The organism is Rhodococcus sp. NPDC003383 (assembly GCF_053589115.1).
Window position 1 is genome coordinate 54,821 of record NZ_JBSFRG010000027.1, and the last position, 22,602, is coordinate 77,422.

Annotated in this window: 20 protein-coding genes; 11 read left to right on the forward strand and 9 right to left on the reverse strand. The window is 69.4% G+C overall.

The window, feature by feature from the left end; translation table 11 throughout:
* Position 1 precedes the first annotated feature (1 nt).
* From ACWDTS_RS21405 to ACWDTS_RS21420, 4 genes are all read right to left on the reverse strand, one after another.
* A complete protein-coding gene (locus tag ACWDTS_RS21405; protein WP_197251278.1) occupies positions 2–850 on the reverse strand; it encodes an MlaE family ABC transporter permease in 849 nt (282 codons plus the stop codon).
* 20 nt (positions 851–870) lie between these two features.
* Positions 871–1,635 (reverse strand): MlaE family ABC transporter permease, encoded by a 765-nt coding sequence (locus ACWDTS_RS21410; protein WP_068155309.1) that lies wholly within the window; start codon positions 1,633–1,635, stop codon positions 871–873.
* Positions 1,636–2,108: 473 nt separating this feature from the next.
* On the reverse strand, positions 2,109–3,044 hold the full coding sequence (locus ACWDTS_RS21415; RefSeq protein ID WP_248675275.1) for a 3-oxoacyl-ACP reductase: 936 nt from the start codon (positions 3,042–3,044) through the stop codon (positions 2,109–2,111).
* A 163-nt stretch (positions 3,045–3,207) separates the two neighbouring features.
* Entirely contained in the window at positions 3,208–3,393 is a 186-nt protein-coding gene (locus tag ACWDTS_RS21420) for a ferredoxin (RefSeq protein ID WP_197251276.1), read from the reverse strand.
* A gap of 159 nt (positions 3,394–3,552) precedes the next feature.
* On the opposite strand from ACWDTS_RS21420, the gene ACWDTS_RS21425 reads away from it, so the two are divergent.
* The 11 genes from ACWDTS_RS21425 to ACWDTS_RS21475 all read left to right on the forward strand — a co-directional run bounded on the left by ACWDTS_RS21425 (position 3,553) and on the right by ACWDTS_RS21475 (position 16,118).
* Positions 3,553–4,731: an acyl-CoA dehydrogenase family protein gene (locus ACWDTS_RS21425; protein ID WP_450109811.1), complete on the forward strand. Its 1,179-nt coding sequence runs from the start codon at positions 3,553–3,555 to the stop codon at positions 4,729–4,731.
* A gap of 35 nt (positions 4,732–4,766) precedes the next feature.
* Positions 4,767–5,882 (forward strand): acyl-CoA dehydrogenase family protein, encoded by a 1,116-nt coding sequence (locus ACWDTS_RS21430; RefSeq protein ID WP_450109810.1) that lies wholly within the window; start codon positions 4,767–4,769, stop codon positions 5,880–5,882.
* A 62-nt stretch (positions 5,883–5,944) separates the two neighbouring features.
* Positions 5,945–7,576, forward strand: a complete 1,632-nt coding sequence (locus ACWDTS_RS21435) for a long-chain-fatty-acid--CoA ligase (protein WP_450118992.1) — start codon at positions 5,945–5,947, stop codon at positions 7,574–7,576.
* Between the two features lie 101 nt (positions 7,577–7,677).
* Positions 7,678–8,442 (forward strand): MlaE family ABC transporter permease, encoded by a 765-nt coding sequence (locus tag ACWDTS_RS21440; protein WP_450118993.1) that lies wholly within the window; start codon positions 7,678–7,680, stop codon positions 8,440–8,442.
* Positions 8,439–9,299, forward strand: a complete 861-nt coding sequence (locus ACWDTS_RS21445) for an MlaE family ABC transporter permease (RefSeq protein ID WP_450109807.1) — start codon at positions 8,439–8,441, stop codon at positions 9,297–9,299. Before ACWDTS_RS21440 ends, ACWDTS_RS21445 begins: the two co-directional genes overlap by 4 nt.
* Positions 9,300–9,304: 5 nt before the next feature.
* A complete protein-coding gene (locus tag ACWDTS_RS21450) occupies positions 9,305–10,462 on the forward strand; it encodes an MCE family protein (protein ID WP_450109806.1) in 1,158 nt (385 codons plus the stop codon).
* Positions 10,459–11,475, forward strand: a complete 1,017-nt coding sequence (locus ACWDTS_RS21455) for an MCE family protein (RefSeq protein WP_450118994.1) — start codon at positions 10,459–10,461, stop codon at positions 11,473–11,475. Before ACWDTS_RS21450 ends, ACWDTS_RS21455 begins: the two co-directional genes overlap by 4 nt.
* The gene (locus ACWDTS_RS21460; protein ID WP_450118995.1) at positions 11,472–12,488 is read left to right on the forward strand and encodes an MCE family protein; all 1,017 of its coding nucleotides are present in this window, start codon (positions 11,472–11,474) and stop codon (positions 12,486–12,488) included. Before ACWDTS_RS21455 ends, ACWDTS_RS21460 begins: the two co-directional genes overlap by 4 nt.
* Complete coding sequence (locus ACWDTS_RS21465) at positions 12,485–13,693, forward strand: MCE family protein (protein WP_450109803.1); 1,209 nt, start codon at positions 12,485–12,487, stop codon at positions 13,691–13,693. Before ACWDTS_RS21460 ends, ACWDTS_RS21465 begins: the two co-directional genes overlap by 4 nt.
* Entirely contained in the window at positions 13,690–14,808 is a 1,119-nt protein-coding gene (locus ACWDTS_RS21470; RefSeq protein ID WP_450118996.1) for an MCE family protein, read from the forward strand. The genes ACWDTS_RS21465 and ACWDTS_RS21470 overlap by 4 nt, the downstream gene beginning before the upstream one ends.
* Positions 14,808–16,118, forward strand: coding sequence for an MCE family protein (locus tag ACWDTS_RS21475; protein ID WP_450118997.1), 1,311 nt, complete (start codon positions 14,808–14,810; stop codon positions 16,116–16,118). The genes ACWDTS_RS21470 and ACWDTS_RS21475 overlap by 1 nt, the downstream gene beginning before the upstream one ends.
* A gap of 39 nt (positions 16,119–16,157) precedes the next feature.
* On the opposite strand, the gene ACWDTS_RS21480 is transcribed toward ACWDTS_RS21475, so the two are convergent.
* The 5 genes from ACWDTS_RS21480 to ACWDTS_RS21500 all read right to left on the reverse strand — a co-directional run bounded on the left by ACWDTS_RS21480 (position 16,158) and on the right by ACWDTS_RS21500 (position 22,546).
* Positions 16,158–17,291, reverse strand: coding sequence for a nitronate monooxygenase (locus ACWDTS_RS21480; RefSeq protein WP_197251266.1), 1,134 nt, complete (start codon positions 17,289–17,291; stop codon positions 16,158–16,160).
* Positions 17,292–17,410: 119 nt separating this feature from the next.
* Positions 17,411–18,616: a CaiB/BaiF CoA transferase family protein gene (locus ACWDTS_RS21485; RefSeq protein WP_450119004.1), complete on the reverse strand. Its 1,206-nt coding sequence runs from the start codon at positions 18,614–18,616 to the stop codon at positions 17,411–17,413.
* 73 nt (positions 18,617–18,689) lie between these two features.
* Positions 18,690–20,174 carry an aldehyde dehydrogenase family protein gene (locus ACWDTS_RS21490; RefSeq protein ID WP_248675285.1) on the reverse strand — a complete coding sequence of 495 codons (1,485 nt, stop codon included), beginning with the start codon at positions 20,172–20,174 and terminating at the stop codon, positions 18,690–18,692.
* A gap of 9 nt (positions 20,175–20,183) precedes the next feature.
* Positions 20,184–21,494 carry a homogentisate 1,2-dioxygenase gene (gene hmgA / locus ACWDTS_RS21495; protein ID WP_450109800.1) on the reverse strand — a complete coding sequence of 437 codons (1,311 nt, stop codon included), beginning with the start codon at positions 21,492–21,494 and terminating at the stop codon, positions 20,184–20,186.
* Positions 21,491–22,546 carry a lipocalin-like domain-containing protein gene (locus ACWDTS_RS21500; RefSeq protein ID WP_248675287.1) on the reverse strand — a complete coding sequence of 352 codons (1,056 nt, stop codon included), beginning with the start codon at positions 22,544–22,546 and terminating at the stop codon, positions 21,491–21,493. Before ACWDTS_RS21500 ends, hmgA begins: the two co-directional genes overlap by 4 nt.
* Between the last annotated feature and the right edge of the window lie 56 nt (positions 22,547–22,602).

Here is a 22,602-nt window from a genome sequence, read left to right on the forward strand (position 1 = left end):
CCTATCCCGACAGGTTGAAGTTGCCGGACATCCCGTAGACCGCGAGCGAGATGAGGAGGGTGACGGTGACGACGGCGATGAGGGACGCGCGCACGGCGTTGCCGACGGCGACACCGACCCCGACCGGCCCGCCGCTTGCGTTGAAGCCGTAGTAGGTGTGGATGAGCATCACCGCGATGGCCATGACGATGGCTTGCACGAACGACCACAGGATGTCGGTGGGGATGAGGAAGGTCTGGAAGTAGTGGTCGTACACGCCGGCGGACTGGCCGTAGAGCACGACCGTCGCGAAACGACTGGCGATGAACGAGGCGATCACCGCGAGCGAGTACAGCGGGACGATCGCGATCATCCCGGCCATCACCCGCGTGCTCACCAGGTACGGGACGGACGGGATCGCCATCACCTCGAGCGCGTCGATCTCCTCGGAAACCCGCATCGCGCCGAGCTGGGCGGTGGACCCGGCCCCGATGGTCGCGGCGAGGCCGATGCCCGCGATGGTCGGGGCGGCGATGCGCACGTTGATGAACGCCGCGAAGAAGCCGGTGAGCGCCTCGACACCGATGTTGCCGAGGGAGCTGAAGCCCTGCACGGCGATGATGCCGCCGGTGAACAGGGTCAGGAAGCCGACGATCACGACCGTGCCGCCGATGACGGCGAGCGCGCCGGTGCCCATGCTGATCTCGGCGACGAGCCGGACCGTCTCCTTCGGATAGTGCATCAGCGCGCGCGGCGCGGAGCCGAGTGCGCGGCCGAAGAACAGTGCCTGTTCGCCGATGCCGTCGATCGAGTTCGACGCGGCGCGGACACGTCGGCGCACGCGGGGGAAGCGCCCGGTAATCACTGCCATCTACACCACCACCGAGCCGCTCATCCGGCCGTCAGCTTGATGCCGACGGCCGTGACGAGGAGATTGACGACGAACAGTGCCATGAAGGCGAACACGACCGTCTGGTTGACGGCGTCGCCGACGCTCTTGGCACCGCCCTTGACGTTGAGTCCGAGATAGGACGCGACGAGTCCGGCGATCATGCCGAACAGACCCGCCTTGACCTGGGAGATCATCAGCTCGCCGAAGCCGGTGAGCAGCGTGATGCCGTTGACGAAGGCTCCGGGGTTCACGTCCTGCAGGAACACCGAGAACGCGAAACCGCCGAGGATGCCGATCGAGCACACGAGGCCGTTGAGCAGCAACGCGACCACCGTGGAGGCGAGCACGCGCGGCACGACGAGGCGATGGATCGGGTTGATGCCGAGCACCCGCATCGCGTCGATCTCCTCGCGGATCGTCCGGGCGGCGAGGTCCGCGCAGATCGCGGTCGCGCCGGCGCCGGCGACGATGAGGACGGTGACCATCGGCCCGACCTGGGTGACGGCACCGAGTGCGGCACCCGCACCGCTGAGGTCGGCGGCACCGATCTCCCGCAGCAGAATGTTGAGGGTGAAGCTGACCAGGACCGTGAACGGCACTGCCACAAGGACGGTCGGCAGAAGCGACACCCGTGCGACGAACCATGCCTGGTCGATGAATTCGCGCCGTTGGAACGGCCGGGAGAATGCAGCGCGGGCGGTTTCCCCGGTCATGGCGAAGAGACCGCCGACGGCGCGCAACGGGACCTCGAGGAGGTCTACCAACGTCTCCCCTCCGTTCGTTGGTTGGATCGGCCACGGACCGACGCGGGCCGCACTGTGACCCGCGTCATACTAACTAGAACGTGTTCACACTGTCAAAGGTGCGCACCGGAGACCCGGAGGACGCCGTACACCGTTGCTGAATCTCGGGAAGCCGGGAGTGGAACCCCGGTCGGATAAGTGGCTTTACGTGGAGCTTCGCAACTCCGGTCGGCAGCGGCGCGGAACCGGGAACCGATGCGATCACACTCCGGGACGCCCGCGGTGGAGGATCCGAAACTGGAACAAGTTTCAAAGAGAAACCGAGGTGCTGGAGCCGAGTTCACGGCACGGAAATCGTCGAACCTCGACCCTATCCCGGCCGACGGCGGACTGCGGAATATTAACCGAGAACGACGGTGCCTGTCACCTTGAGTAGCAGCAACGGGCCGGTGTGCCTTTCCGGCGCCCCCAGGCGCCGAAAAGGCACACCAGCCTCACAGCTTCAGAAGTTCGGCAGCCGAGAACATGCGGGCCGGGTCGCGGTCCTCGAAGTAGCTCCCGAGTTCCTGGGCGAGCGCTTCCGGGGTCCATCGGACGTCGGCGTCGAAACGCTGCTCGACGACGGGGGCCGCCATCAATGCGACCATCGGCCCGTAGACGACGAAGACCTGGCCGTTGACCCGGTCCGCGGCCGGCGAGGCCAGGTACGACACGAGCGTTCCGACGTGCTCGGGCGACAGCGGATCGACCTCGGCGTTCGGCGCCGCGCCGAAGACCGACTCGGTCATGGCGGTCCGGCCGCGCGGGCAGATCGCGTTGGCACGCACGCCGTACCGGGACAGCCCCCGGGCCGCGGACAGGGTGAGCGAGATGATGCCGGCCTTGGCGGCACCGTAGTTGGCCTGCCCCTCGGGACCGAGCAGGCCCGCCTCGGATGCGGTGTTGACGATGCGGGCGTAGACGGGCGCGCCGGCTTCCTTCGACTTGGCACGCCAGTAGGCGGCCGCGTTCCGGCACAGCAGGAAGTGTCCGCGCAGATGCACCGCGATCACGGCGTCCCATTCCTCGTCGGACATGTTGGGCAGCATGCGGTCCCGCACGATGCCCGCGTTGTTGACGACGATGTCGAGGCTGCCGAACCGGTCCTGCGCGGTGGAGACGAGTGCATCGGCGGTGGCGCGTTCGGCGACGCTGCCCGGCACGAACGCGACGTCGCCGCCGATCGCGCGGATCTGCTCGAGCGTGTCCTGGACCTCGTCGGTCTCCGCGAGGTCGTTGACGATCACCGTCGCACCGGCCTGCGCCAGTGCCACCGCCTCGGCACGACCCAGTCCCGCGCCGGCGCCGGTCACCACGGCGACCTTGCCGGTCAGGTCTGCCCCACGGGGGTCGGTGACGTTCTCGGGACCGGCGCTGCCGTCAACACTCATGAACCGCACTCCTCGCGACCGCGGCGGACCCTGACGGCCCACCTCTTCGTTACCGGCCCTCCGGCCGCCATGTCAGGCGCACTCGGGGCCCGACGCTCCGGCGAATGAAACCGGGGACCGTCAGAATGTAGAACGCGTTCTCATTCCTGGCAAGAGCAGAGCGTCAGATCTCCGTGAGCGCCGCGCGCGGGCACTGGGCGATCGCCTCGCGCGCGTCCGCCTCGCGACCCTCCGGCACCGGGTGCACGACGGTCAGTTCGTCGTCGTCGTTCAGATCGAACAGATCCGGTGCGATTCCCACACACACGCCGTTCGCCTCGCAGCGGTCGAAGTCGACCTTGATATCCATCCCGAACCCTCGCTTCCCATTCGCACCGAGCCTGTCGGACACCGTCGGCGGCACCCCCGAACGGAGCCTGTCCGGTAAGGCTAGAACGCGTTCCAGTTCTGTGCAATGATTCGGAAACATTGCCGGACCCGTCCCCGCGGCGACGATTGGAGCGGTTCGTTGGACATCACCTATACCCCGCAGCAGCAGAAGCTGCGCGAGGAGTTGCGCGCGTACTTCGCCGAGCTGATGACGCCGGAGCGTCGTGAGGCGCTCTCGGCGACGACCGGTGAGTACGGCGCCGGAAACGTGTACCGCGAAGTGGTGCAGCAGATGGGCAAGGACGGCTGGCTCACCCTCGGCTGGCCCGAGGAGTACGGCGGCCAGAACCGTTCCGCCATGGACCAGTTGATCTTCACCGACGAGGCCGCAGTCGCGGGCGCCCCGGTCCCGTTCCTCACCATCAACTCGGTGGCGCCGACGATCATGCACTACGGCACCCCCGAGCAGAAGGCGTTCTTCCTGCCGAAGATCTCCGCGGGTGAACTGCACTTCTCGATCGGCTATTCCGAGCCCGGCGCCGGCACCGACCTCGCGTCGCTGCGCACCACCGCCGTGCGCGACGGCGACGAATGGGTCATCAACGGGCAGAAGATGTGGACCAGCCTCATCGCCTACGCCGACTACGTGTGGCTCGCGTGCCGCACCGATCCGAATGCCAAGAAGCACAAGGGGATCAGCGTCCTCATCGTGCCCACCTCGGCGGAGGGGTTCTCGTACACCCCGGTGCACACCATGGCCGGACCGGACACCAGCGCCACCTACTACCAGGACGTGCGGGTCCCGGCGTCGGCCCTCGTCGGTGAGGAGAACGGCGGCTGGGCGCTGGTCACCAACCAGCTCAACCACGAACGCGTGGCGCTCACCTCGGCCGGACCGATCCTCACCGCGCTGCAGGAGGTCCGGGCGTGGGCGCAGAACACCACGCTGCCCGACGGCCGGCGCGTCATCGACCAGGAATGGGTGCAGATCAACCTCGCCCGGGTACACGCGAAGGCCGAATACCTCAAACTCATGAACTGGGAGATCGCGTCCAGCACCGCACCCCTGGGTCCGGCACCCGCATCCGCGAACAAGGTCTTCGGCACGGAGTTCGCGACCGAGGCCTACCGGCTGCTCATGGAGATCCTGGGTCCCGCGGCGACCCTGCGGCAGAACACCCCCGGTGTGCTCCTGCGCGGACGCATCGAACGCATGCACCGCAGCTCGCTCATCCTGACGTTCGGCGGCGGCACCAACGAGGTGCAGCGCGACATCATCGCCATGACCGCCCTCGGCCAGCCACCCGCCAAGCGCTGACCGCCGAGCCGCCACACCACGAGAGGACCACCGCAGTGGACTTCACGCTCACCGAGGCCCAGCAGGATCTCGCCGGGCTCACCCGCAACATCGTCACCGAGGTCGTCACCAACGAGCATCTCCGCGAGCTCGACGCCGCCGAGGACCGGATCGACCACGCCCTGTGGGACGCGCTCGCGTCGTCCGGGATTCTCGGTGCCGCGGTCCCCGAGTCCATCGGCGGCGACGGATTCGGCCCGCTCGAGCAGATCAGCATCTGCGCCGAACTCGGCCGCGGCGTCGCGGCCGTGCCGTATCCGACCTCCGTCGTCGCGTCCGCGACCGCCATCGCCGAATTCGGCACCGACGCGCAGCGCGCCGCGTGGGGTGAACCGGCGGCGACCGGTGAGAAGGTCCTCGCGGCCGCGCTCACCGAGGAACTGAACGAGGATCCGACCACGCCCACCACCCGGGCCGTCGCCGACGCCGACGGCTGGATCCTGAACGGCACCAAGATCGTCGTCGATGCGGCGCCGATCGCCGATCTGTTCCTGGTCCCCGCCGCCTCGGAGTCCGGCGTGGTGGTGCTCCTCGTCGACGCCGACGCCCCCGGGGTCACCGTGACCCGCCAGTCCACCACCGATTTCGGCAGCGCCGGCATCGTCGAGTTCGCCGGGACGCGCGTCGGCGCCGACCGGGTGCTCGGCACGGACGGCGCCGCGGTCGCGGCGTGGCTGCGCGACCGCACGCTGCTCGGATCCGCCGCCTACCAGTTCGGCGTCCTCGAACGCGCGCTCGAGCTCACCGCCGAATATGCCCGCGAGCGGATCCAGTTCGACCGTCCGATCGGCAGCTTCCAGGCCGTCGCCCAGCGTCTCGCGGACGGCTACATCGACGTCAAGGCCGTGCGCCTGACCCTGTGGCAGGCCGCATTCCGGATCGCCGCAGGGCTTCCGGACACCGGAGAGCTGCGCACCGCGGCGTTCTGGGCCGCCGACGCCGGGCATCGCGTCGCCCACACGACGGTGCACGTGCACGGCGGCGTCGGACTCGACGAGGATCATCCGGTCCACCGCTACTTCCTCGCGGCCAAGCACCACGAGTTCCTGCTCGGTTCGGCGACGACCCAACTGCGTTCGCTCGGCGCCGAACTCGCCTCGACGCCGGCCTGACCGGTCCCGCTCGCCGAGATGTCGCCTGTACGCCGGCTCCGGCCTGCCCCGAGGATGCACCCATGACGGAAACACCCACGGTGACCGCCCTGCTCACCGCGATGTCCGAGATCGACGACCGGGGGCTGCGTTTCGAGGACGTGTCCCTGTCGTGGCTCGAGCACGTGCAGCACAGCCACGACAGGGCCGCGCTGCTGCGCGCCCTGCTCGATCCGGACCGGCCGCGGCACTTCGGGATCCTCATGGACAACGTCCCGGAGTTCTCGCTGCTGCTCGGCGCTGCCGCGTTCTCCGGGTCCGTCGTGGTCGGCCTGAACACGACCCGTCGCGGCGATGCCCTCGCCCGCGACATCGCGCTGGCCGACTGCCAGGTGGTGTTCACCGAACGCGCACACGCCGGCCTGCTCGACGGCCTCGATCTCGGCGACGTCCGGGTGATCGACGTCGATTCACCGGACTGGGCCGAACTCCTGGAACCACACCGAGATTCGGTCCACGAGGTCGCCGAGGTCGTGCCCGACGACCTGTTCATGCTGATCTTCACGTCCGGCACGAGCGGCGACCCGAAGGCCGTGCGGTGCACGCACGCGAAGGTCGCGGCACCGGGCCGGATGCTCGCGCAGCGGTTCGGACTCGGCGCCGAGGACGTGGTGTACCTGTCGATGCCGCTGTTCCACTCGAACGCCATCATGGCGGGCTGGGCCGTCGCGCTGGCCGGCGGGTGCGCGGTGGCCCTGCGCCGGCGTTTCTCCGCGTCCGGGTTCCTGCCCGACCTGCGGAAGTTCGGTGTCACCTACGCCAACTACGTGGGCAAGCCGCTCTCCTACATCGTGGCAACGCCCGAGACGCCACACGATTCCGACAACCCACTGCGCATCATGTACGGCAACGAGGGCACCGCGCCCGCGATCGCCGAGTTCCGCCGCCGGTTCGACGCCGTCGTCGTCGACGGCTTCGGCTCCACCGAGGGCGGGGTGTCGATTCCCGCGACCCCGGGCGCTCCGGCCGGGTCGCTCGGCCGACTGCCCGAGGACATCCACATCCTGCACCCGGAGACCGGGAAACCTTGTCCTCCGGCCGAGTTCGACTCTCACGGCCGGATCGTCAACGCCGACGAGGCCACCGGAGAACTGGTCAACGTCCGCGGCGCCGGCCAGTTCGCCGGGTACTACAAGAATCCCGAGGCCGACGCCGAACGGGTCCGGGACGGTCGCTACTACAGCGGCGATCTCGGGTTCCGCGACGCCGACGGGTTCGTGTACTTCGCGGGCCGCAGCTCGGGCTGGCTGCGGGTGGACGGCGAGAACATCGGCGCAGCCCCCATCGAGCGAGTACTGCTGCGCTACAAAGGGTTCGCACAGGTCGCCGTCTACGCGGTGCCCGACCGGTACGTGGGCGACCGGGTGATGGCCGCGGTGATCCCGTCCGCGGACACCGCATTCGACCCGATCGCGTTCGCGCAGTTCCTCGACTCCCAGCCCGATCTGGGTCCCAAACAGGTGCCGACGCTGATCCGCGTCTGCACCGACTTCCCGCGCACCGCGACGTTCAAGGTGCTCACCCGGTCGCTGAGCGCCGAACGCTGGCGCTGTGCCGATCCGGTGTGGGTACGCGAGCGCGGTGAGAACGAATTCAGGCTCCTGACAGAGGAACTGGCGGAATCACTCGAATCGGACACCGCCACCACCGGTTAGGTACACGGACTTCCGCGACCCCTTGCCCGCCTTACATACCCTCGGGTATGTTCAGGCGATATGCACGCGCTGCGTGTTCCGTGGGGGAAGCGGAGGAGCGAATGGGATCGACACCGCGCGATGCCGCCCATGCCCTGGGTAGCTTCTACTCCCTGTCGCTCGACGCACTGACCGGACTGTTCCGGGGCCCGTTCCAGTGGCGGGAATTCACGAACCAGTTCTGGTTCGTCGCGCGCGTCTCGCTGGTCCCGACGATCCTCATGTCGATCCCGTTCACCGTGCTCGTGGTCTTCACCCTCAACTCCCTGCTGGTGGAGATCGGCGCGAGCGACATGTCCGGCGCCGGAGCGGGACTCGGCGCGGTCACCCAGATCGGTCCGCTCGTCACGGTGCTGGTGGTCGCGGGCGCGGGCGCCACCGCGATCGCCGCCGACCTCGGTTCACGCACGATCCGCGAGGAGATCGCCGCGCTCGAAGTGCTCGGCATCGATCCGGTGTCCCGTCTCGTCGTGCCGCGTGCTCTCGCGTCGACCGCGGTGGCCGCGACCCTCAACGGCGCGGTCTGCGCGATCGGCCTGATCGGTGGGTTCTTCTTCTCCGTCCTGCTCCAGAACGTCGACCCGGGCGCGTACGCCGCCGGGGTCACGCTCCTCGTCGGTCCCGGCGAGCTGCTGCTCTCCGAGATCAAGGCCTCCGTGTTCGGGCTGCTCGCCGGGCTGATCGCGTGCCACCGGGGCCTGTCGGTCTCCGGCGGCCCCAAGAGCGTCGGCGAGGCCGTCAACGAAACCGTCGTGTTCGCATTCGTTGCCCTGTTCCTGGCGAACATGCTGCTCACCTCGATCGGAATCGCGGTGACCGACCGATGAGCCTGGTCAGCCTCCGTCACGGCCGGGCCGCGCACACCGCGAGCCGGGCCGGGCGCGGTGTCGTCCGAGCGATCGACACCGTCGGCGAGCAGATCGTGTTCTGCGTCGGCGCGTTGCTGTCCACCGCGAAGGCCGCGCGGCACTACCGCACCGAGACGTTCCGGGTGGTCACCGAGATCGGTCTGGGCACAGGACTTCTCGCGATGATCGGCGGCAGCGTCGCGATCATGGGTTTCCTCACCCTGTTCGCCGGTGCCACGGTCGCCGTGCAGGGCTTCACCTCGCTCGGGAACATCGGCGTCGAGGCGCTCACCGGATTCCTGTCGGCGTACGTCAACGTGCGGGTCGTCGCGCCCGTCGTCGCCGGTGTCGGTCTCGCCGCGACCATCGGTGCCGGCACCACCGCCCAGCTCGGCGCCATGCGCATCAGCGAGGAGATCGACGCGCTCGAAGTGATGGCGATCCGGTCCGTTCCCTATCTCGTCGGCACGCGAATCCTGGCCGGGCTCATCGCCATCCTCCCGCTGTACTCGCTGTCGGTGCTCGCGGCGTTCCTGTCCAGCCGCATCGCGACCGTCACGATTCTCGGCCAGTCCCCCGGCGTCTACGACCACTATTTCGCGACGTTCCTGCGTCCGGCGGACGTGCTGTGGTCCTTCGGTCAGGCGATCGTGATGGCCGTGATCGTCATGCTCGTGCACAGCTACTACGGCTACACCGCGCACGGCGGTCCGTCCGGTGTCGGCGTCGCGACCGGCCGCGCGGTGCGGTTGTCCCTGATCGCGGTGGTGACGGTGACCCTGTTGATCTCGCTGGCCCTCTACGGCAGCAGCCGCCAGCTGCATCTGGCGGGGTGAGCGCGATGCGCACCCACCTGCCCCGCATCGCCGTCGCCGCGACCCTCCTGGTCGCCGCGGGAATCCTCGCGCTCGTCCACCAGTCCTACCGGGGCGGTTTCGCTTCCGGTGTCACCGTGACCGTGGAGACCGACCGGGCAGGGCTCGTCCTGGACCGCGGCGCACTGGTCAAGCGGCACGGCGTCCAGGTGGGCACGGTGGCCGCGGTCCACCCGTCGCCGACGGGCGCGGTCGTCGAACTGAGCCTGTTCCCCGGCGACGCCGCCCGTATCCCGGCCGACGTCGGCGCCGACATTCGCGCGACCACCGTGTTCGGCGCGAAGTTCGCCTCCCTCACCGACCCCGCCCACCCGACCGGCGAACACCTGCGCGAGGGGTCGGTCCTGCGTGCCGCGAACGTCACGGTCGAGACGAACTCGGTGTTCGAATCCCTGACGTCGGTGCTGCACGCCGTCGACCCGGCCGAGCTGAACCAGACGCTCGGTGCCGCCGCCACCGCCCTGCGCGGCCGCGGGGACGATCTCGGCACCGCACTCGACGACACCGGCACGATTCTCGCCCAGGTGAATCCGCGCACGGATGTCCTCGGAGAGGATCTCGCGGCGACACGGTCCGTCGCCGGCACCTACACCGAGGCCGCACCGGCCCTGCTCGACTCGCTCGGCAATCTCACCGTCACCGCCCGCTCCGTCGTCGACCGGGCCGAGGATCTCGACGCGATGCTGCTGTCGGTGATCGGCCTGACCGACACCGGGGTCGGCGTGCTCGAACCGAACGGACCGGCGATCGTCGGCGTGCTCGATCTGTTGCGGCCCACCGCATCCGTGCTCGAGGAGTATTCGCCCGTGCTGACCTGCTTCTTCCAAGGCGCCGACCAGGCCCGGTTGCTCGCCGAACCGGCCTCCGGCGGCAACGGCAGTTCGATGATGCTCAACTCGTCGCTGTTGCTCGGCTCCGACCCGTACGAGTACCCGCGCAACCTGCCGGTGGTCGCGGCGACCGGCGGACCGCGGTGCGGCGCCCTGCCCGTCGTCACCGCCGCCGAGTCGCCGGCCCCGTACGTGGTGGCGAACACCGGCGCGAACCCGTTCGAGGCGGGCAACACGAGCCCGGTGTTCGTGCCCGGCTCGATCCTCGAACTCCTGCAGGAGCCCGCCCGGTGACCCGCACCGCGACCGCCGCAGCGGCCTACGCGCTGGTGATGCTCACGATCCTCGGCGCGCTGTTCGTCGTGTTCGGGCAGATGCGATTCCAGGACTACGCGCGCTACCACGCGGTGTTCGAGGACGTATCCGGACTGCGCACAGGACAATTCGTGCGCGTGGCCGGCGTGGAGGTCGGCCGCGTCACGTCCGTCGAGTTCGCCGACGGCAACCGGATCGCGGTGACGCTCGACGTCGAGGACGTCTACACCCCGACGCGCGCGACCCACGCGACCGTCCGGTACCTCAACCTCGTGGGCGACCGATACCTGGAACTGGCCGACGGTCCCGGCGATACGACCCCGCTCGGCGCCGGTGGGGTGATCGACGTCGACCGCACCTCCCCCGCCCTCGATCTGGACGTGCTGATCGGCAGTTTCAAGCCGCTGTTCCGCGCACTCGATCCGCAACAGGTCAACCAGCTCTCCGCCGATCTCATCTCGGTCCTGCAGGGTCAGGGCGTGACGGTCGAGTCGATCCTGCAGCGCACCGCGTCGCTCACCTCCACCCTCGCCGACCGCGACCGTCTCGTCGGCGACGTCGTCGCGAACCTGAATTCGGTGCTCGCGACCATGGCCGAGCACCGCGACGAGTTCGACGTCTCCCTCGACCGCGCACAGCAGCTCGCGGATCGGCTCGCGCAGGACGGCGCGCTCGTCGCCGAATCCGTCGCGTACATCGATGCGTCGGCCTCCTCGCTAGCGCAACTGCTCACCGTGTCGCGCGAACCCCTGGCCGGCGACATCGTCGAAGCCGGACATCTTGCCGCGCAACTCAACTCGCGCAGCGACACCATCGAGAGCCTCGCGACGCGCCTGCCCGACGCCTACGCCGCACTCACCCGGCTCGGCGCGTACGGCGGGTTCTTCAACTACTACCTGTGCGGCCTGCAGATCAAGCTCAGCGACCCCAGCGGCAACACCGTCACCTCACCGCTGTTCGGGCAGACGACGGGCAGGTGCGCACCGGCATGACCCGTCGATTCCGTGAGATGAACCAGGTCCGCATCGGGGTGATCGGAACGGTCGCGCTCGTCGTGCTCGTGCTCGCTGCCCTGAACTTCGGGTCGTTGCCGTTCGTCGACACCGGCCGCACCTACCACGCCCGGTTCGTCGACGCAGGCGGGCTGAACACCGGTGACGCCGTGCAGGTTTCGGGAAAGGATGCCGGGCGGGTCTCCGCTGTCGAGATCGACGGCGACGCCGTGCGGGTGAGCTTCACCGTCGACGACCGGGTCGTGCTGGGCACCGACACCACCGTGGAGATCGCGACCGCCACCGCGCTCGGCGCCCGGATGCTGCGGGTCCGGCCCGCCGGCCCCGGCGAGGAGGCCGAGGGCACGACCTTCGACCTCGACCGCACCACCGCGCCCTACGAGCTCACCGAGGCGCTCGGCGACCTCGCGACCACCGCCGCGGACATCGACACCGAGCAGGTCGCCGAATCGATGCGGGTGCTCTCGGACACGCTGCGCCGGACCCCGGACGACATCGGGGCGGCCCTGGACGGGGTGCAGCGGTTGTCCACCACGGTCGCCTCCCGCGACGAGTCGCTGCGTGCGCTCCTCGGCAACGCCGAACGGATCACCGCGGTGCTGGCCGAACGCAGCCGGCAGGTCGACGGGCTGATCGTCGACGCCGAGCTGATCCTGCGTGAGCTCGACACCCGGCAACGCTCGCTGGACACCCTGTTCGGCAACGTGAACGCGCTGTCGATCGAGCTGACGAACCTCGTGGCCGACAACGAAACCCAGCTCGCCCCGACCCTCGAGCAGGTCGACGCCGTGCTCGACGTGCTGACCCGCAACCGCGAGAACATCGCGCTCGCCATCGCGCGGCTCGGCCCGTACGCCACCGAACTCGGTGAGGCCGTCGCCTCGGGCCCGTTCTTCAACTCCTACATCCAGAACCTGCTGCCGCCCGAGCTGATCGAACCGGCCCTGACCGACGCGCTCGAACGCGCCGGCGCCGGCGGAGGTACCCCGTGACCCGCATCCGGCCGCTGCTGCCCTGGCTGATCCCGTTCCTGGTGCTCGGCGTGATCGCCGTCGTGTCCTTCGGAATCGTGCCGTGGCGCTCCACGCACGAGTTCACCGCCGAATTCGCCTCCGCCCGTGGCCTGTACCCCGGCGACGACGTGCGCGTGATGGGCGTCGACGTCGGCCGCGTCACGCGCCTCGAGCCGGACGGCGACCGGGTACGCGTCACGTTCGAGATCGACGCGGACCGGCCGGTGCCCGCCGACGTGAGGGCCGCGGTCGTCGCGCCCACCCTCGTGTCGGCCCGGTTCGTGCAGCTCGCACCCGCCTACACCGGAGGACCACAACTCGATCCGGGTTCGACCATCCCGATCGAGCGCACCGCCGTGCCCGTCGAATGGGACGAGGTGACCCGGCAGCTCGCCGAACTGACCACCGAACTCGGTCCCGCCCCGGACGACCCGCAGGGACCGCTCGGCGAGGTCCTCGACGTCGCCGCGAGCAACGTCGAGGGACAGGGCCTGGACCTGCGCGCGACCGCCGAGGAGTTGTCGGCGGCGTTGCGCACCGTCTCCGACGGTCGCGGCGACCTGTTCGCGGTCGTCCGCAACCTGCAGGTCTTCGTCGACGCACTGTCGGACAGTCGCGGGCAGATCGTCGCGTTCAACAACCGGATGGCCTCGGTGACGCAGATCCTCGACGCGAACCGCGACGACATGGGCAGCGCGCTGGGCTCGCTCGGCTCCGCTCTCGGTGAGGTCGAACGGTTCGTGCGCGACAACCGCGAGCGGATCGGCGGCACCGTCGACCGGACCGCCGAACTCGCCGAGACGCTCGCGGCCCAGCGGGACGGAATCGCGCAGGTGCTGCACGTCGCGCCGACCGCGCTGTCCAATCTGCAGGGCATCTACCAGCCCGCCCACAACACGGTCGTCTCGGCGCTGGCACTGACCAACTTCGCCAACCCGGTGCAGTTCATCTGCTCGGCGCTCGCGGCCGCGGAGGACGTCGACGCGCACACCGGGTCGGAACTGTGTGTGCAGCAACTCGGTCCGATCCTGCATCTGCTCGCCGTCGACTATCCACCGATCATGATCAATCCGACCCGGGGTGTCGGCGCGCTGCCCGACCAGCTCGTGTACACCGAACCGGGCCTGGCCCCGGTGTCCTCCGGCTCCGATCTCGAGGACCTGCTTCTTCCGGGAGGGCGATGAGAACCGCACGCGCGGCCCTGCTGCTGGTCCCGCTCGTCCTGGCGACGAGCGCGTGCGAGTGGCGCGGGGTCAACTCGCTGACGTTGCCGGGTACCCGCGGCCACGGGGACGGCGCCTACAGTGTCGATATCGAGATGCCGAACGTCACTACCCTGGAACGGAATTCGAGAGTCCAGGTCGCGGATGTCACGGTCGGCCGGGTGGACGACATCCGGCTCGACGGCGGTCACGCCGTGGTGACGGTGGTGCTCGACGGCGGCACCGCACTGCCCGCGAACGCGACCGCGAAGATCGGGCAGACGAGCCTGCTCGGGTCGGCGCATCTCGAGCTCGCCCCGCCGCTCACCGAACCGCCCACCGGCACACTGGAGGACGGTGACGTCATCCCGCTCGAACGCGCCGGGCTGTTCCCCACCACCGAGCAGACCCTGTCGGCGTTGTCGCTGGTGCTCAGCGGCGGTGGCCTGGCCCAGGCCCAGGAGATCTCCCGCGAGCTGAATCTCGCCCTGACCGGGCGCGAGGAGTCGGTGCGCGCCCTGCTCGGGCAGCTCGACGTCGCGCTCACCGGTCTCGACGATCAGAAGGCGCAGATCGTGGGGGCGATGGAATCCCTCGACGCGCTCGCGGTCGAGGTGTCCGCGCAGAACCAGGTGCTCGCCGACGCCACCGATACGCTCGCCCCGGCACTGGACGAATTGTCCTCTCGCCGCGAGGATCTCACTCAGGCCCTGACGTCGCTCGGCGATCTGGGGCGGATCGCCGGCGACCTCGTCGACGCGTCCGGGGACGACGTGGTGGCGAATCTGCGCGATCTCGAGCCGGTGATGGCCTCGCTCACCGCGGCCGGGGATTCGCTCACCGAATCGCTCCGCTACCTGCTCACCTTCCCGTTCCCGATCGACACCTACCGCAATGCCGTGCGCGGCGACTACGCGAACGGCACGGTGATCCTGGACCTGACGTTGCCGACGCTCGAGAACGCGCTGCTGCTGGGCACCCCGTTCGAGAACGCGCTCACCGGTCCCGCCGCTGCGATCCCGCCCGTCCCGGGCCCGGCCGATGTGTCGGCCACGGACCCGATGGGCCTGCTCGCCCGACTGCTGGGGGTTCCCTGATGATGCCGTCCGTCCGCAACCGGCTGATCGTGTTCCTCGCGATCGGTATCGCCGCGATCGTCGCCGTCGGCGTGTGGTTCGTGCAGGTGCCCGCGCAGCTCGGGATCGGCCGCTACGTGGTGCGCCTGGACCTCGCCGACGGGGGCGGTCTGTATCCGACCGCGAACGTCACCTATCGGGGCGTGACGATCGGCCGGGTCACCGAGGTCCGGATGACCGACGACGGCGCCGAAGCCACCCTGTCGCTCGACTCGTCGGTGCCCGTCCCGGCGTCGACCGCCGCCGAGATCCGCAGCATGTCGGCGATCGGTGAGCGCTATGTCGATCTCGTGCCGGACGACGCGAACACTCCGTATCTGGCGGACGGCGACGTCCTGCCCCGCGACCGCGTGACCCTGCCCGAGCCGGTCGACCGGGCCATCGACCGGCTCGACGACACCCTGCAGGCGGTCGGGGCGGACCGGTTGGCCGTCCTGCTCGACGAGGCGCACACCGCGATCGGCGCGTCCGGCGACGACCTGCGGACACTGGTGGATTCGGCGACCGCGGTCGCCGGGGAGGGCGCCGACAACGCCGACGAGACCGGCGCGCTCATCGACGGCGCCGGTCCGCTGCTGCAGACCCAGATCGACTCGTCGTCCGCGATCGGGCAGTGGGCGTCGGCATTGGCCGGCACCACCGGCACGTTGCGCGATGCGGATCCGGACATGCGGGCGCTCGTCGACCGGGCCGCTCCCGCCGCCGACGAGGTCAGCGCGGGGTTCCAGCGCATCGAACCGACGCTGCCGCTGCTGCTCGCCAACCTCGTGTCGGTGGAACAGGTTGCCGCCGTCTACAACCCGGGCGTCGAACAGATCCTTGTGCTGTTCCCGTCCATCATGGCGTCCACCCAGTCCGCGGCCCTGCCGAACGTCGACAATCCGTCGCAGAACACGTTCTTCGTCAACTCGTACAACGACCCGCCGCCGTGCATCGAGGGGTTCCTGCCGCCCGAACAGCGCCGCTCCCCCACCGAACTCGATGTGCCGCAGACGCCGCCCGACCTGTATTGCAAGCTGCCGTCGGACGATCCGGTCGCGGTGCGCGGCGCCCGGAACCTGCCGTGCCTCGAATTCCCGGGCCTGCGCGGCGCGACGGTGCAGACCTGCCGGGAGCAGGCCGCGGAGCAGGGTGTCGCCGGGGCGGTCGCGGGAACCTACGATCCGATCACCGGGGTGTACACGGGCTCGGACGGAAAACGGTACGTGCAGGGAGATCTCGCGGGCGGCGCGCCGCGGACGCTGGAGGATCTGCTGCTGCCGACCGGGTAGCCGCCGGTGCGGCGCGGAAAGCGCCGCACCGGGCGGAGATCAGGCGGTCGCGGCCTCGTTGAACTTTTCGAGCGTGCCGGTCGCCTCGAGGTACTCCTGCACCCAGCGTTCGATGACCGCGGAGGACTTCTCGACCTTGGTGAGCTGGCCGACGACCTGGCCGACGGGGTTGAACGCGACGTCGACGGTCTCGTCCGGGTACTTGTGGGTGGCGGCCACCGCCATACCGGACACCATGTACTGCAACGGCATTCCGAGCGGCTTCGGGTTGCCTTCCTTCTCCCATGCCTCGGTCCAGTCGTTCCGCAGCATGCGGCACGGTTTGCCGGTGAACGAGCGGCTGCGCACGGTGTCGCGGCTGGTGGCCTTCGCGTAGGCGGCCTGCTGGACGGGGGTGTTCTCCGCTTCCTCGACCATCAGCCACTGCGAACCGGACCACGCGCCCTGCGCGCCCAGCGCGAGCGCGGCGGCGATCTGCTGGCCGCTGCCGATGCCGCCGGCGGCCAACACCGGGATCGGCGCGACCTCCTTGACGACCTGCGGCCACAGCACGATCGACCCGACCTCACCGCAGTGGCCGCCACCCTCGCCGCCCTGCGCGATGATGATGTCCACGCCGGCGTCGGCGTGCTTGCGGGCCTGCGCCGGCGAGCCGCACAGCGCGGCGACCTTGCGGCCGGAGTCGTGGATGTGGGCGATCATGTCCGCCGGCGGGGTGCCCAGCGCGTTGGCGATGAGAGTGACCTTCGGATGCTGCAGCGCGACCTCGACCTGAGGGGTCGCGGTGGCCTCGGTCCAGCCGAGGAGCTGCAACGCGTTATCGTCACCGTCCTCGGACAGCGGCACGCCGTGGTCCAGGAGGATCTTGCGTCCGAAATCGAGAGTCTCCTGCGGCACCATCGACTGCAGCATCTTCGTGAGTTCTTCGGCGGACAGGTTCGAGTCCATGCCCTCGTACTTGTTCGGGATCACGATGTCGACGCCGTACGGGTGGTCGCCGATGTGCTCGTCGATCCAGTTCAGCTCCACTTCGAGCTGCTCGGGCGTGAACCCGACGGCGCCGAGGACGCCGAAGCCACCGGCCTTGGAGACGGCCACGACGACGTCGCGGCAGTGGGTGAACGCGAAGATGGGGAACTCGATTCCGAGTTCGTCGCAGAGCGGGGTGTGCATTCGGCACTCCTTCGAGGACGCGAGTCGCATATTGGAACGTGTTCTACTCTAGTTGCGACGCGTCGAAATAGGGAGGCCCTTCGTCCACTCGCTCCCCGGGTGACGGGGAGGCGAGGCGGTCAGATGGTGCCGGCGGCCTTCAACTCCGCCTGCTGCTGCTCGGTGAGACCGAGCAGGTCGCCCCACACCGCGGCGTTGTCGTAGCCGGCGATCGGTGCACCGGCACGACGCACACCGCCGGGGGTTCCGGCGAGCACCGGGACGACGCCGGGACCGAGAACCTCGGAGCCGGTGCGCTCGTCGTGGTGTTCGACGAGCATGCCGCGCGCGCGGAACTGTTCGTCGGCGACCACCTCCGCGACCGTGTTGACCGGTCCGGCCACCACCCCGCTGTCCGCGAGATGTTCGAGCAGGTCGTCGAGCTTCCACTGCGCCGCCCACGCGCCGATCAGGTCGTCGAGTTCGTCCTGGTGCACGCCGCGCGCGAGGTGATCGGCGAAGCGCACGTCGTCGGCCAGTTCCGGGCGGTCCATCGCGGCACACAGCCGCCGGAACACGGTGTCCTGGTTGGCGGCGATGACGATCCACATGTCGTCGCCGGTGCGGTACAGGTTGGACGGGGCGATGCCCTCGAGGCGGGTTCCCGACGGTCCACGCACCACACCGGCGGTGTCGTAGTCGGGAATCACCGATTCCTGGATGGCCAGGCAGGATTCGGTGAGCGCGACGTCGACGACCTGCCCGCGGCCGGTGCGTGCGCGGGAGACGAGCGCCGCGAGGATGCCCTGGACGGCGAACATGCCGGCCAGGGAATCCCCGAGGGACAGCGCCAGCCGCGGCGGGGCCTGACCCGGGTAGCCGTTGAGGTGCCGCAGCCCGGATTCCGCCTCGGCGACCGAGGCGTATCCCGCCTGTCCCGCCTTGGGGCCGGCCTGCCCGTAACCGGAGACGCGGGCCAGCACGATGCCGGGATTGATCCCGGACAGCACGTCGTAGCCGAGACCCCACTTCTCGAGGGTGCCGGGACGGAAGTTCTCGACGATGACGTCCGACTCGGCGACCAGTCGCCGGAACAGCTCCTGACCCTCGGGCGACCGCAGATCGAGGGTCACGCACCGCTTGTTGCGGGCGTGCACCGTCCAGAAGAAGCGGTGCCCGTCCTTCTCGCCCTGGCCCCAGGTGCGCAGCGGGTCGGGACGCTTCGGGTCCTCGATCTTGATGACGTCGGCGCCCATGTCGCCGAGCAGCCGCCCGGCGAACGGCCCCGCGATCAGGGTGCCCAGTTCGAGCACCCTGATCCCGTCGAGCGCGCCCCCCTGCGTCACCGAATCCTGGGTCGCCGAGTTCTGCTGCGCCGAGTCATGCTGTGTCACTGCCGTATTCCGTTCGTCTCGCGGGTCAGTACCCGAGGTGGACCGTCTTCTCCTCGGTGAACGCCTCGAGACCGCTGCGGCCGAGTTCACGCCCGATACCGCTGGCCTCACGTCCGCCCCAGGGCAGGCTCGGGTCGGGAACACCCCAGCCGTTGACCCACACGGTACCGACCCGAAGCTGCGGGATCACGCTGTGCACGGTCGACAGGTTCTGGCTGAAGATGAACGCGTTGAGCCCGTACTTGGTGGTGTTCGCCAGCCGCACGGCCTCCTCGGTGGTCTTGAACGTGATGACGGTCGCGACCGGGCCGAAGATCTCCTCGCGGGCGATCGTCAGCTCGTTGTGCCCGCGGAAGACGGTGGGCTCGACGAAGAAGCCGCGGTCGCCGACCCGCCCGCCGCCGGTCAGCAGCTCGGCTCCCTCGGCGCGGCCCTTCTCGATGTAGCCGAGGATCCGATCGAGCTGCTTGCGGTTGACGATGGTGCCCTGCGTCGTCGCCGCGTCGAAGGGGTCGCCGACGACGGCTCCGCGGGCGAACTCGACGAGTCCCTCGACGACCTGGTCGGCGATGGATTCGTGCACGATGACGCGGGTGCCGGCCGCGCACACCTGGCCCTGGTGGTAAAAGTTGCCCATCGCGATCCACGGCAGCGACGCCTCGAGGTCGGCGTCCGGGAAGATCAGCTGCGGCGCCTTGCCGCCGAGCTCGAGGGTGACCTTGCGGAACTTCTCACCCGCGAGCGAGGTGATGGTCTTGCCGACGGCGGGGCTGCCGGTGAAGGTGATCTTGTCGATGCCCTCGTGCGCGGCGAGCGCGGCGCCCGCCTCCGGCCCGAGCCCCGGCACGACGTTGAACGCGCCGTCCGGCACGCCCGCCTCGGCGAGCAGGTCGGCGAGCTTCAGGGTGGACAGCGACGCGTCCTCGGCGGGCTTGACGACGACCGAGCACCCGGCGGCCAACGCGGGGGCGACCTTCCACGCGGCGACGACCGTCGGGTTGTTCCACGGAGTGATCGCGCCGACCACGCCGAGCGGCTGGCGCAGGGTGTAGCCGAAGCGGTGCTGCGGTCCCACGTCGGGCAGCAGGATCGCTTCACCGGCGATCTTGTCGGCCCACCCGGCGTAGTGCCGGAACGAGGCCGCCGCGGCGGGGATGTCGCCGGCAACGGTGTCGGCGTACAGCTTGCCCATCTCGGCGGTTTCGAGGGCGGACAGCTCGGGTGCGTGCTGTTCGATGAGATCGGCTGCGCGCGAGAGGATCCGGCCGCGCTCGGCGCCGGGCATCTGCGACCACGCGCCGTCCTCGAAGGTGGCCCGGGCGGCGTCGACGGCGGCGTCGATGTCCTCGGCGCGACCGGCGGCGATCTGCGCGACCGGTTCCTCGTTCGCCGGGTTGACGGAGGTGAAGGTCGCGCCGGAGCGCGCCGGGACGGCGCGGCCGCCGATGCGCAGCAGCGGTTCCGGCACCACGACGGGATGCGGGGTGGGGGCAGTGGTGGTTTCGGTCATCTGTGACTCCTAGGGTGAGGGCGGAGCGAAGCGACGAGCGAGTCCGGACCACGACGAGTCGTAGTCGGGTTGACGGTGTGCCGCCGCGAGGGCGGTGTCGGTGACGGCCAGCGGCAGCCGGGTCTCGAACATGAACGACATGGTGTTCTCGAGCTTGACGGGGGTGAGTTCCGCGGCACTCGCGAGTTCGAACGTCTCCAGGTCCGGTCCGTGCGCGCCCCACTGGTTGTGCAGCGACGCGCCGCCTGGAACGAACCCTTCGGCCTTCGAATCGTGCCTGCCACGAACGAGTCCCATGAACTCCGCCATGACGTTGCGGTGGAAGTGCGGCGGGCGGAAGGTGTGTTCGCCGACGACCCAGCGTTCGGGGAACACCGCGAAATCCACGTTCGCCTGCCCCGGGATCGGGGTGGCCGAGGTCAGCACGGTGAAGATCGACGGGTCCGGGTGGTCCCAGCCGCCGGTGGTCATGACGTTGAACCGGGAGATGTCGTACTTGTACGCGCCGTGCGTGCCGTGCCACGCGACGACGTCGAGCGGCGAGTGGCCGAGGTCGGTGGCCCACAGGTGCCCGCCGAACTTCTGCACGAGTTCGAAGGTGCCGACACGGTCCTCGTACCACGCCGTCGGGTACAGGAAGTCGCGGGCGTGCGCGAGGCCGTTCGCGCCGATCGGTCCGAGTTCGGGCAGTTCGAATGCGGCACCGTAGTTTTCGCACACGTATCCGGTGGCGGCCGCGTCGAGCAGCTCGACCCGGAACCGCACGGCACGTCCGACGACGGCGATCTCACCGGGCGCGACCGCCAGGCGTCCGAATTCGGTGCACAGCAGCAGTTCCCCGTCCTGCGGCACGAACAGCATCTCGCCGTCGGCGTTCACGAAGTACCGGTCCGTCATCGACTCGGTGATCGCGTACAGGTGCACGGCGATCCCGGTGCGGGAGAGGACGTCCCCGTTGACCGCGTAGGTGGTGATGCCGTCGACGAAGTCGCGACCGGCGCCGGGTACCGGCTGCGGGTCCCACCGCAGCCGGTTCGGGGTCACCAGTCCCCCGGTCAGGGGCGCCGACGCCCAGTTCCCGTCGTCGATGCGCCGGAACGCGGGGTGCGCGGCCGACGGCATGATCCGGTACGTCCAGGTGCGCCTGTTGATTCCGCGTGGTTCGGTGAACGCCGTCGCGGAATGCTGTTCGGCGTAGAGCCCGTACGGGGCGCGCTGCGGCGAGTTCTGGCCCCACGGCAGCGCCCCCTCGATCGCCTCGCTGTGGTGTTCGTTGCCGAACCCGTGGAGGTAGTCGAGGTCCACCGAACCGGCCGTCACGTCAGGGCAACCATTTCGTGCAGCGTCGAGCCGTGCCGCTCCTGGGTCAGGCCGTCGACGGACACCGACAGGGAGAAGTCGGAACGGAACCGGAAGTACCCGGGCCGGCCGATGAGCCGGTTGACGATCGGCTTGATCAGCGGGCTCGCCGCGAGCGGAATGTCCTCGAGCAGGTTGTGCGCGTGCACGATCTCGCGGACGTCCAGCCTGACGTCGAGCACATCCGGGATGCGGATCCGCAGCCACGTCGGGTAGGTGCGATCGGCGACGGGGTCGAACACGGTGGGCCCCTCGGTCATCTCGACCTCGCCGTTGCTGACGATCACCTCGCTACCGCGCGCGACCATCACCGGCTGCGACCAGTGATTGCCGTACTTCTTCTGCGTGTGCACCATCGCGTAGACCAGGGTGAAGTCGTCGGTGTACAACCGGCCCCAGTACCACTTGTCGATGATCCGCTTCATGTCGCCCACGCCCCAGTTGTGGTCGTGGTAGCCGCGGCCGGCGACGGTGGTGGTCTCGCCGTCGACGGTCACCGTGCCGGCGACCTTCGCGCGGGGCGCGCCGACGACCCAGGCGAAGAACTCGCGGTCGTTGTAGCTGGTCTGCCCGCGACCGGGCATCCACGGCGGTACCTCGGCGGTGAACGTGAGATCGAACCCGAGATCACCCTCGGCGACCTTCACCCGGTAGACGGGCAGGCCGTTCTCCTCGCCGGTCAGGCGGGCGAAGTTCGTTCCGACCCGCACGTCGCACTTCTCGGTGGACACCGCGAGATCCTCGTCGGTGAACTGCCGGACCACCTCGCGGCGCTTGCCGTCCGGGCTGTAGACGTGGATCTCCACACCCGGCTTGCGGTGCACGAGTTCCCGGGTCTGCAGCATCGCGACGACGATGCGGCCGTCGTCGAGGTGTGCGTCGAAGTACCAGTGTTCGAAGGCGTGCTTGTCGGTCGACGGATGGGCTCCGTTGTCGCTCGGTGCGACGGTCGTGATCTCGCCGTCGCGTCGGCCCGGTCCGTTCCAGGCCTCGACGATCTGTAGTGCAGCCACAGTGTCCCTTCCCAGTGGTGGCGGTGTCAGCGTCGCAGTGCGCCGCTGGGCGGTGT

What these genes read in the sequence shown, in the direction of transcription:
- ACWDTS_RS21405 (WP_197251278.1), bottom strand. Translation starts at nt 850, where the DNA reads ATGGCAGTGATTACCGGGCGCTTCCCCCGCGTGCGCCGACGTGTCCGC.
- ACWDTS_RS21415 (WP_248675275.1), bottom strand. Translation starts at nt 3,044, where the DNA reads ATGAGTGTTGACGGCAGCGCCGGTCCCGAGAACGTCACCGACCCCCGT.
- ACWDTS_RS21420 (WP_197251276.1), bottom strand. Translation starts at nt 3,393, where the DNA reads ATGGATATCAAGGTCGACTTCGACCGCTGCGAGGCGAACGGCGTGTGT.
- ACWDTS_RS21435 (WP_450118992.1), top strand. Translation starts at nt 5,945, where the DNA reads ATGACGGAAACACCCACGGTGACCGCCCTGCTCACCGCGATGTCCGAG.
- ACWDTS_RS21440 (WP_450118993.1), top strand. Translation starts at nt 7,678, where the DNA reads ATGGGATCGACACCGCGCGATGCCGCCCATGCCCTGGGTAGCTTCTAC.
- ACWDTS_RS21445 (WP_450109807.1), top strand. Translation starts at nt 8,439, where the DNA reads ATGAGCCTGGTCAGCCTCCGTCACGGCCGGGCCGCGCACACCGCGAGC.
- ACWDTS_RS21450 (WP_450109806.1), top strand. Translation starts at nt 9,305, where the DNA reads ATGCGCACCCACCTGCCCCGCATCGCCGTCGCCGCGACCCTCCTGGTC.
- ACWDTS_RS21460 (WP_450118995.1), top strand. Translation starts at nt 11,472, where the DNA reads ATGACCCGTCGATTCCGTGAGATGAACCAGGTCCGCATCGGGGTGATC.
- ACWDTS_RS21470 (WP_450118996.1), top strand. Translation starts at nt 13,690, where the DNA reads ATGAGAACCGCACGCGCGGCCCTGCTGCTGGTCCCGCTCGTCCTGGCG.
- ACWDTS_RS21475 (WP_450118997.1), top strand. Translation starts at nt 14,808, where the DNA reads ATGATGCCGTCCGTCCGCAACCGGCTGATCGTGTTCCTCGCGATCGGT.
- ACWDTS_RS21480 (WP_197251266.1), bottom strand. Translation starts at nt 17,291, where the DNA reads ATGCACACCCCGCTCTGCGACGAACTCGGAATCGAGTTCCCCATCTTC.
- ACWDTS_RS21490 (WP_248675285.1), bottom strand. Translation starts at nt 20,174, where the DNA reads ATGACCGAAACCACCACTGCCCCCACCCCGCATCCCGTCGTGGTGCCG.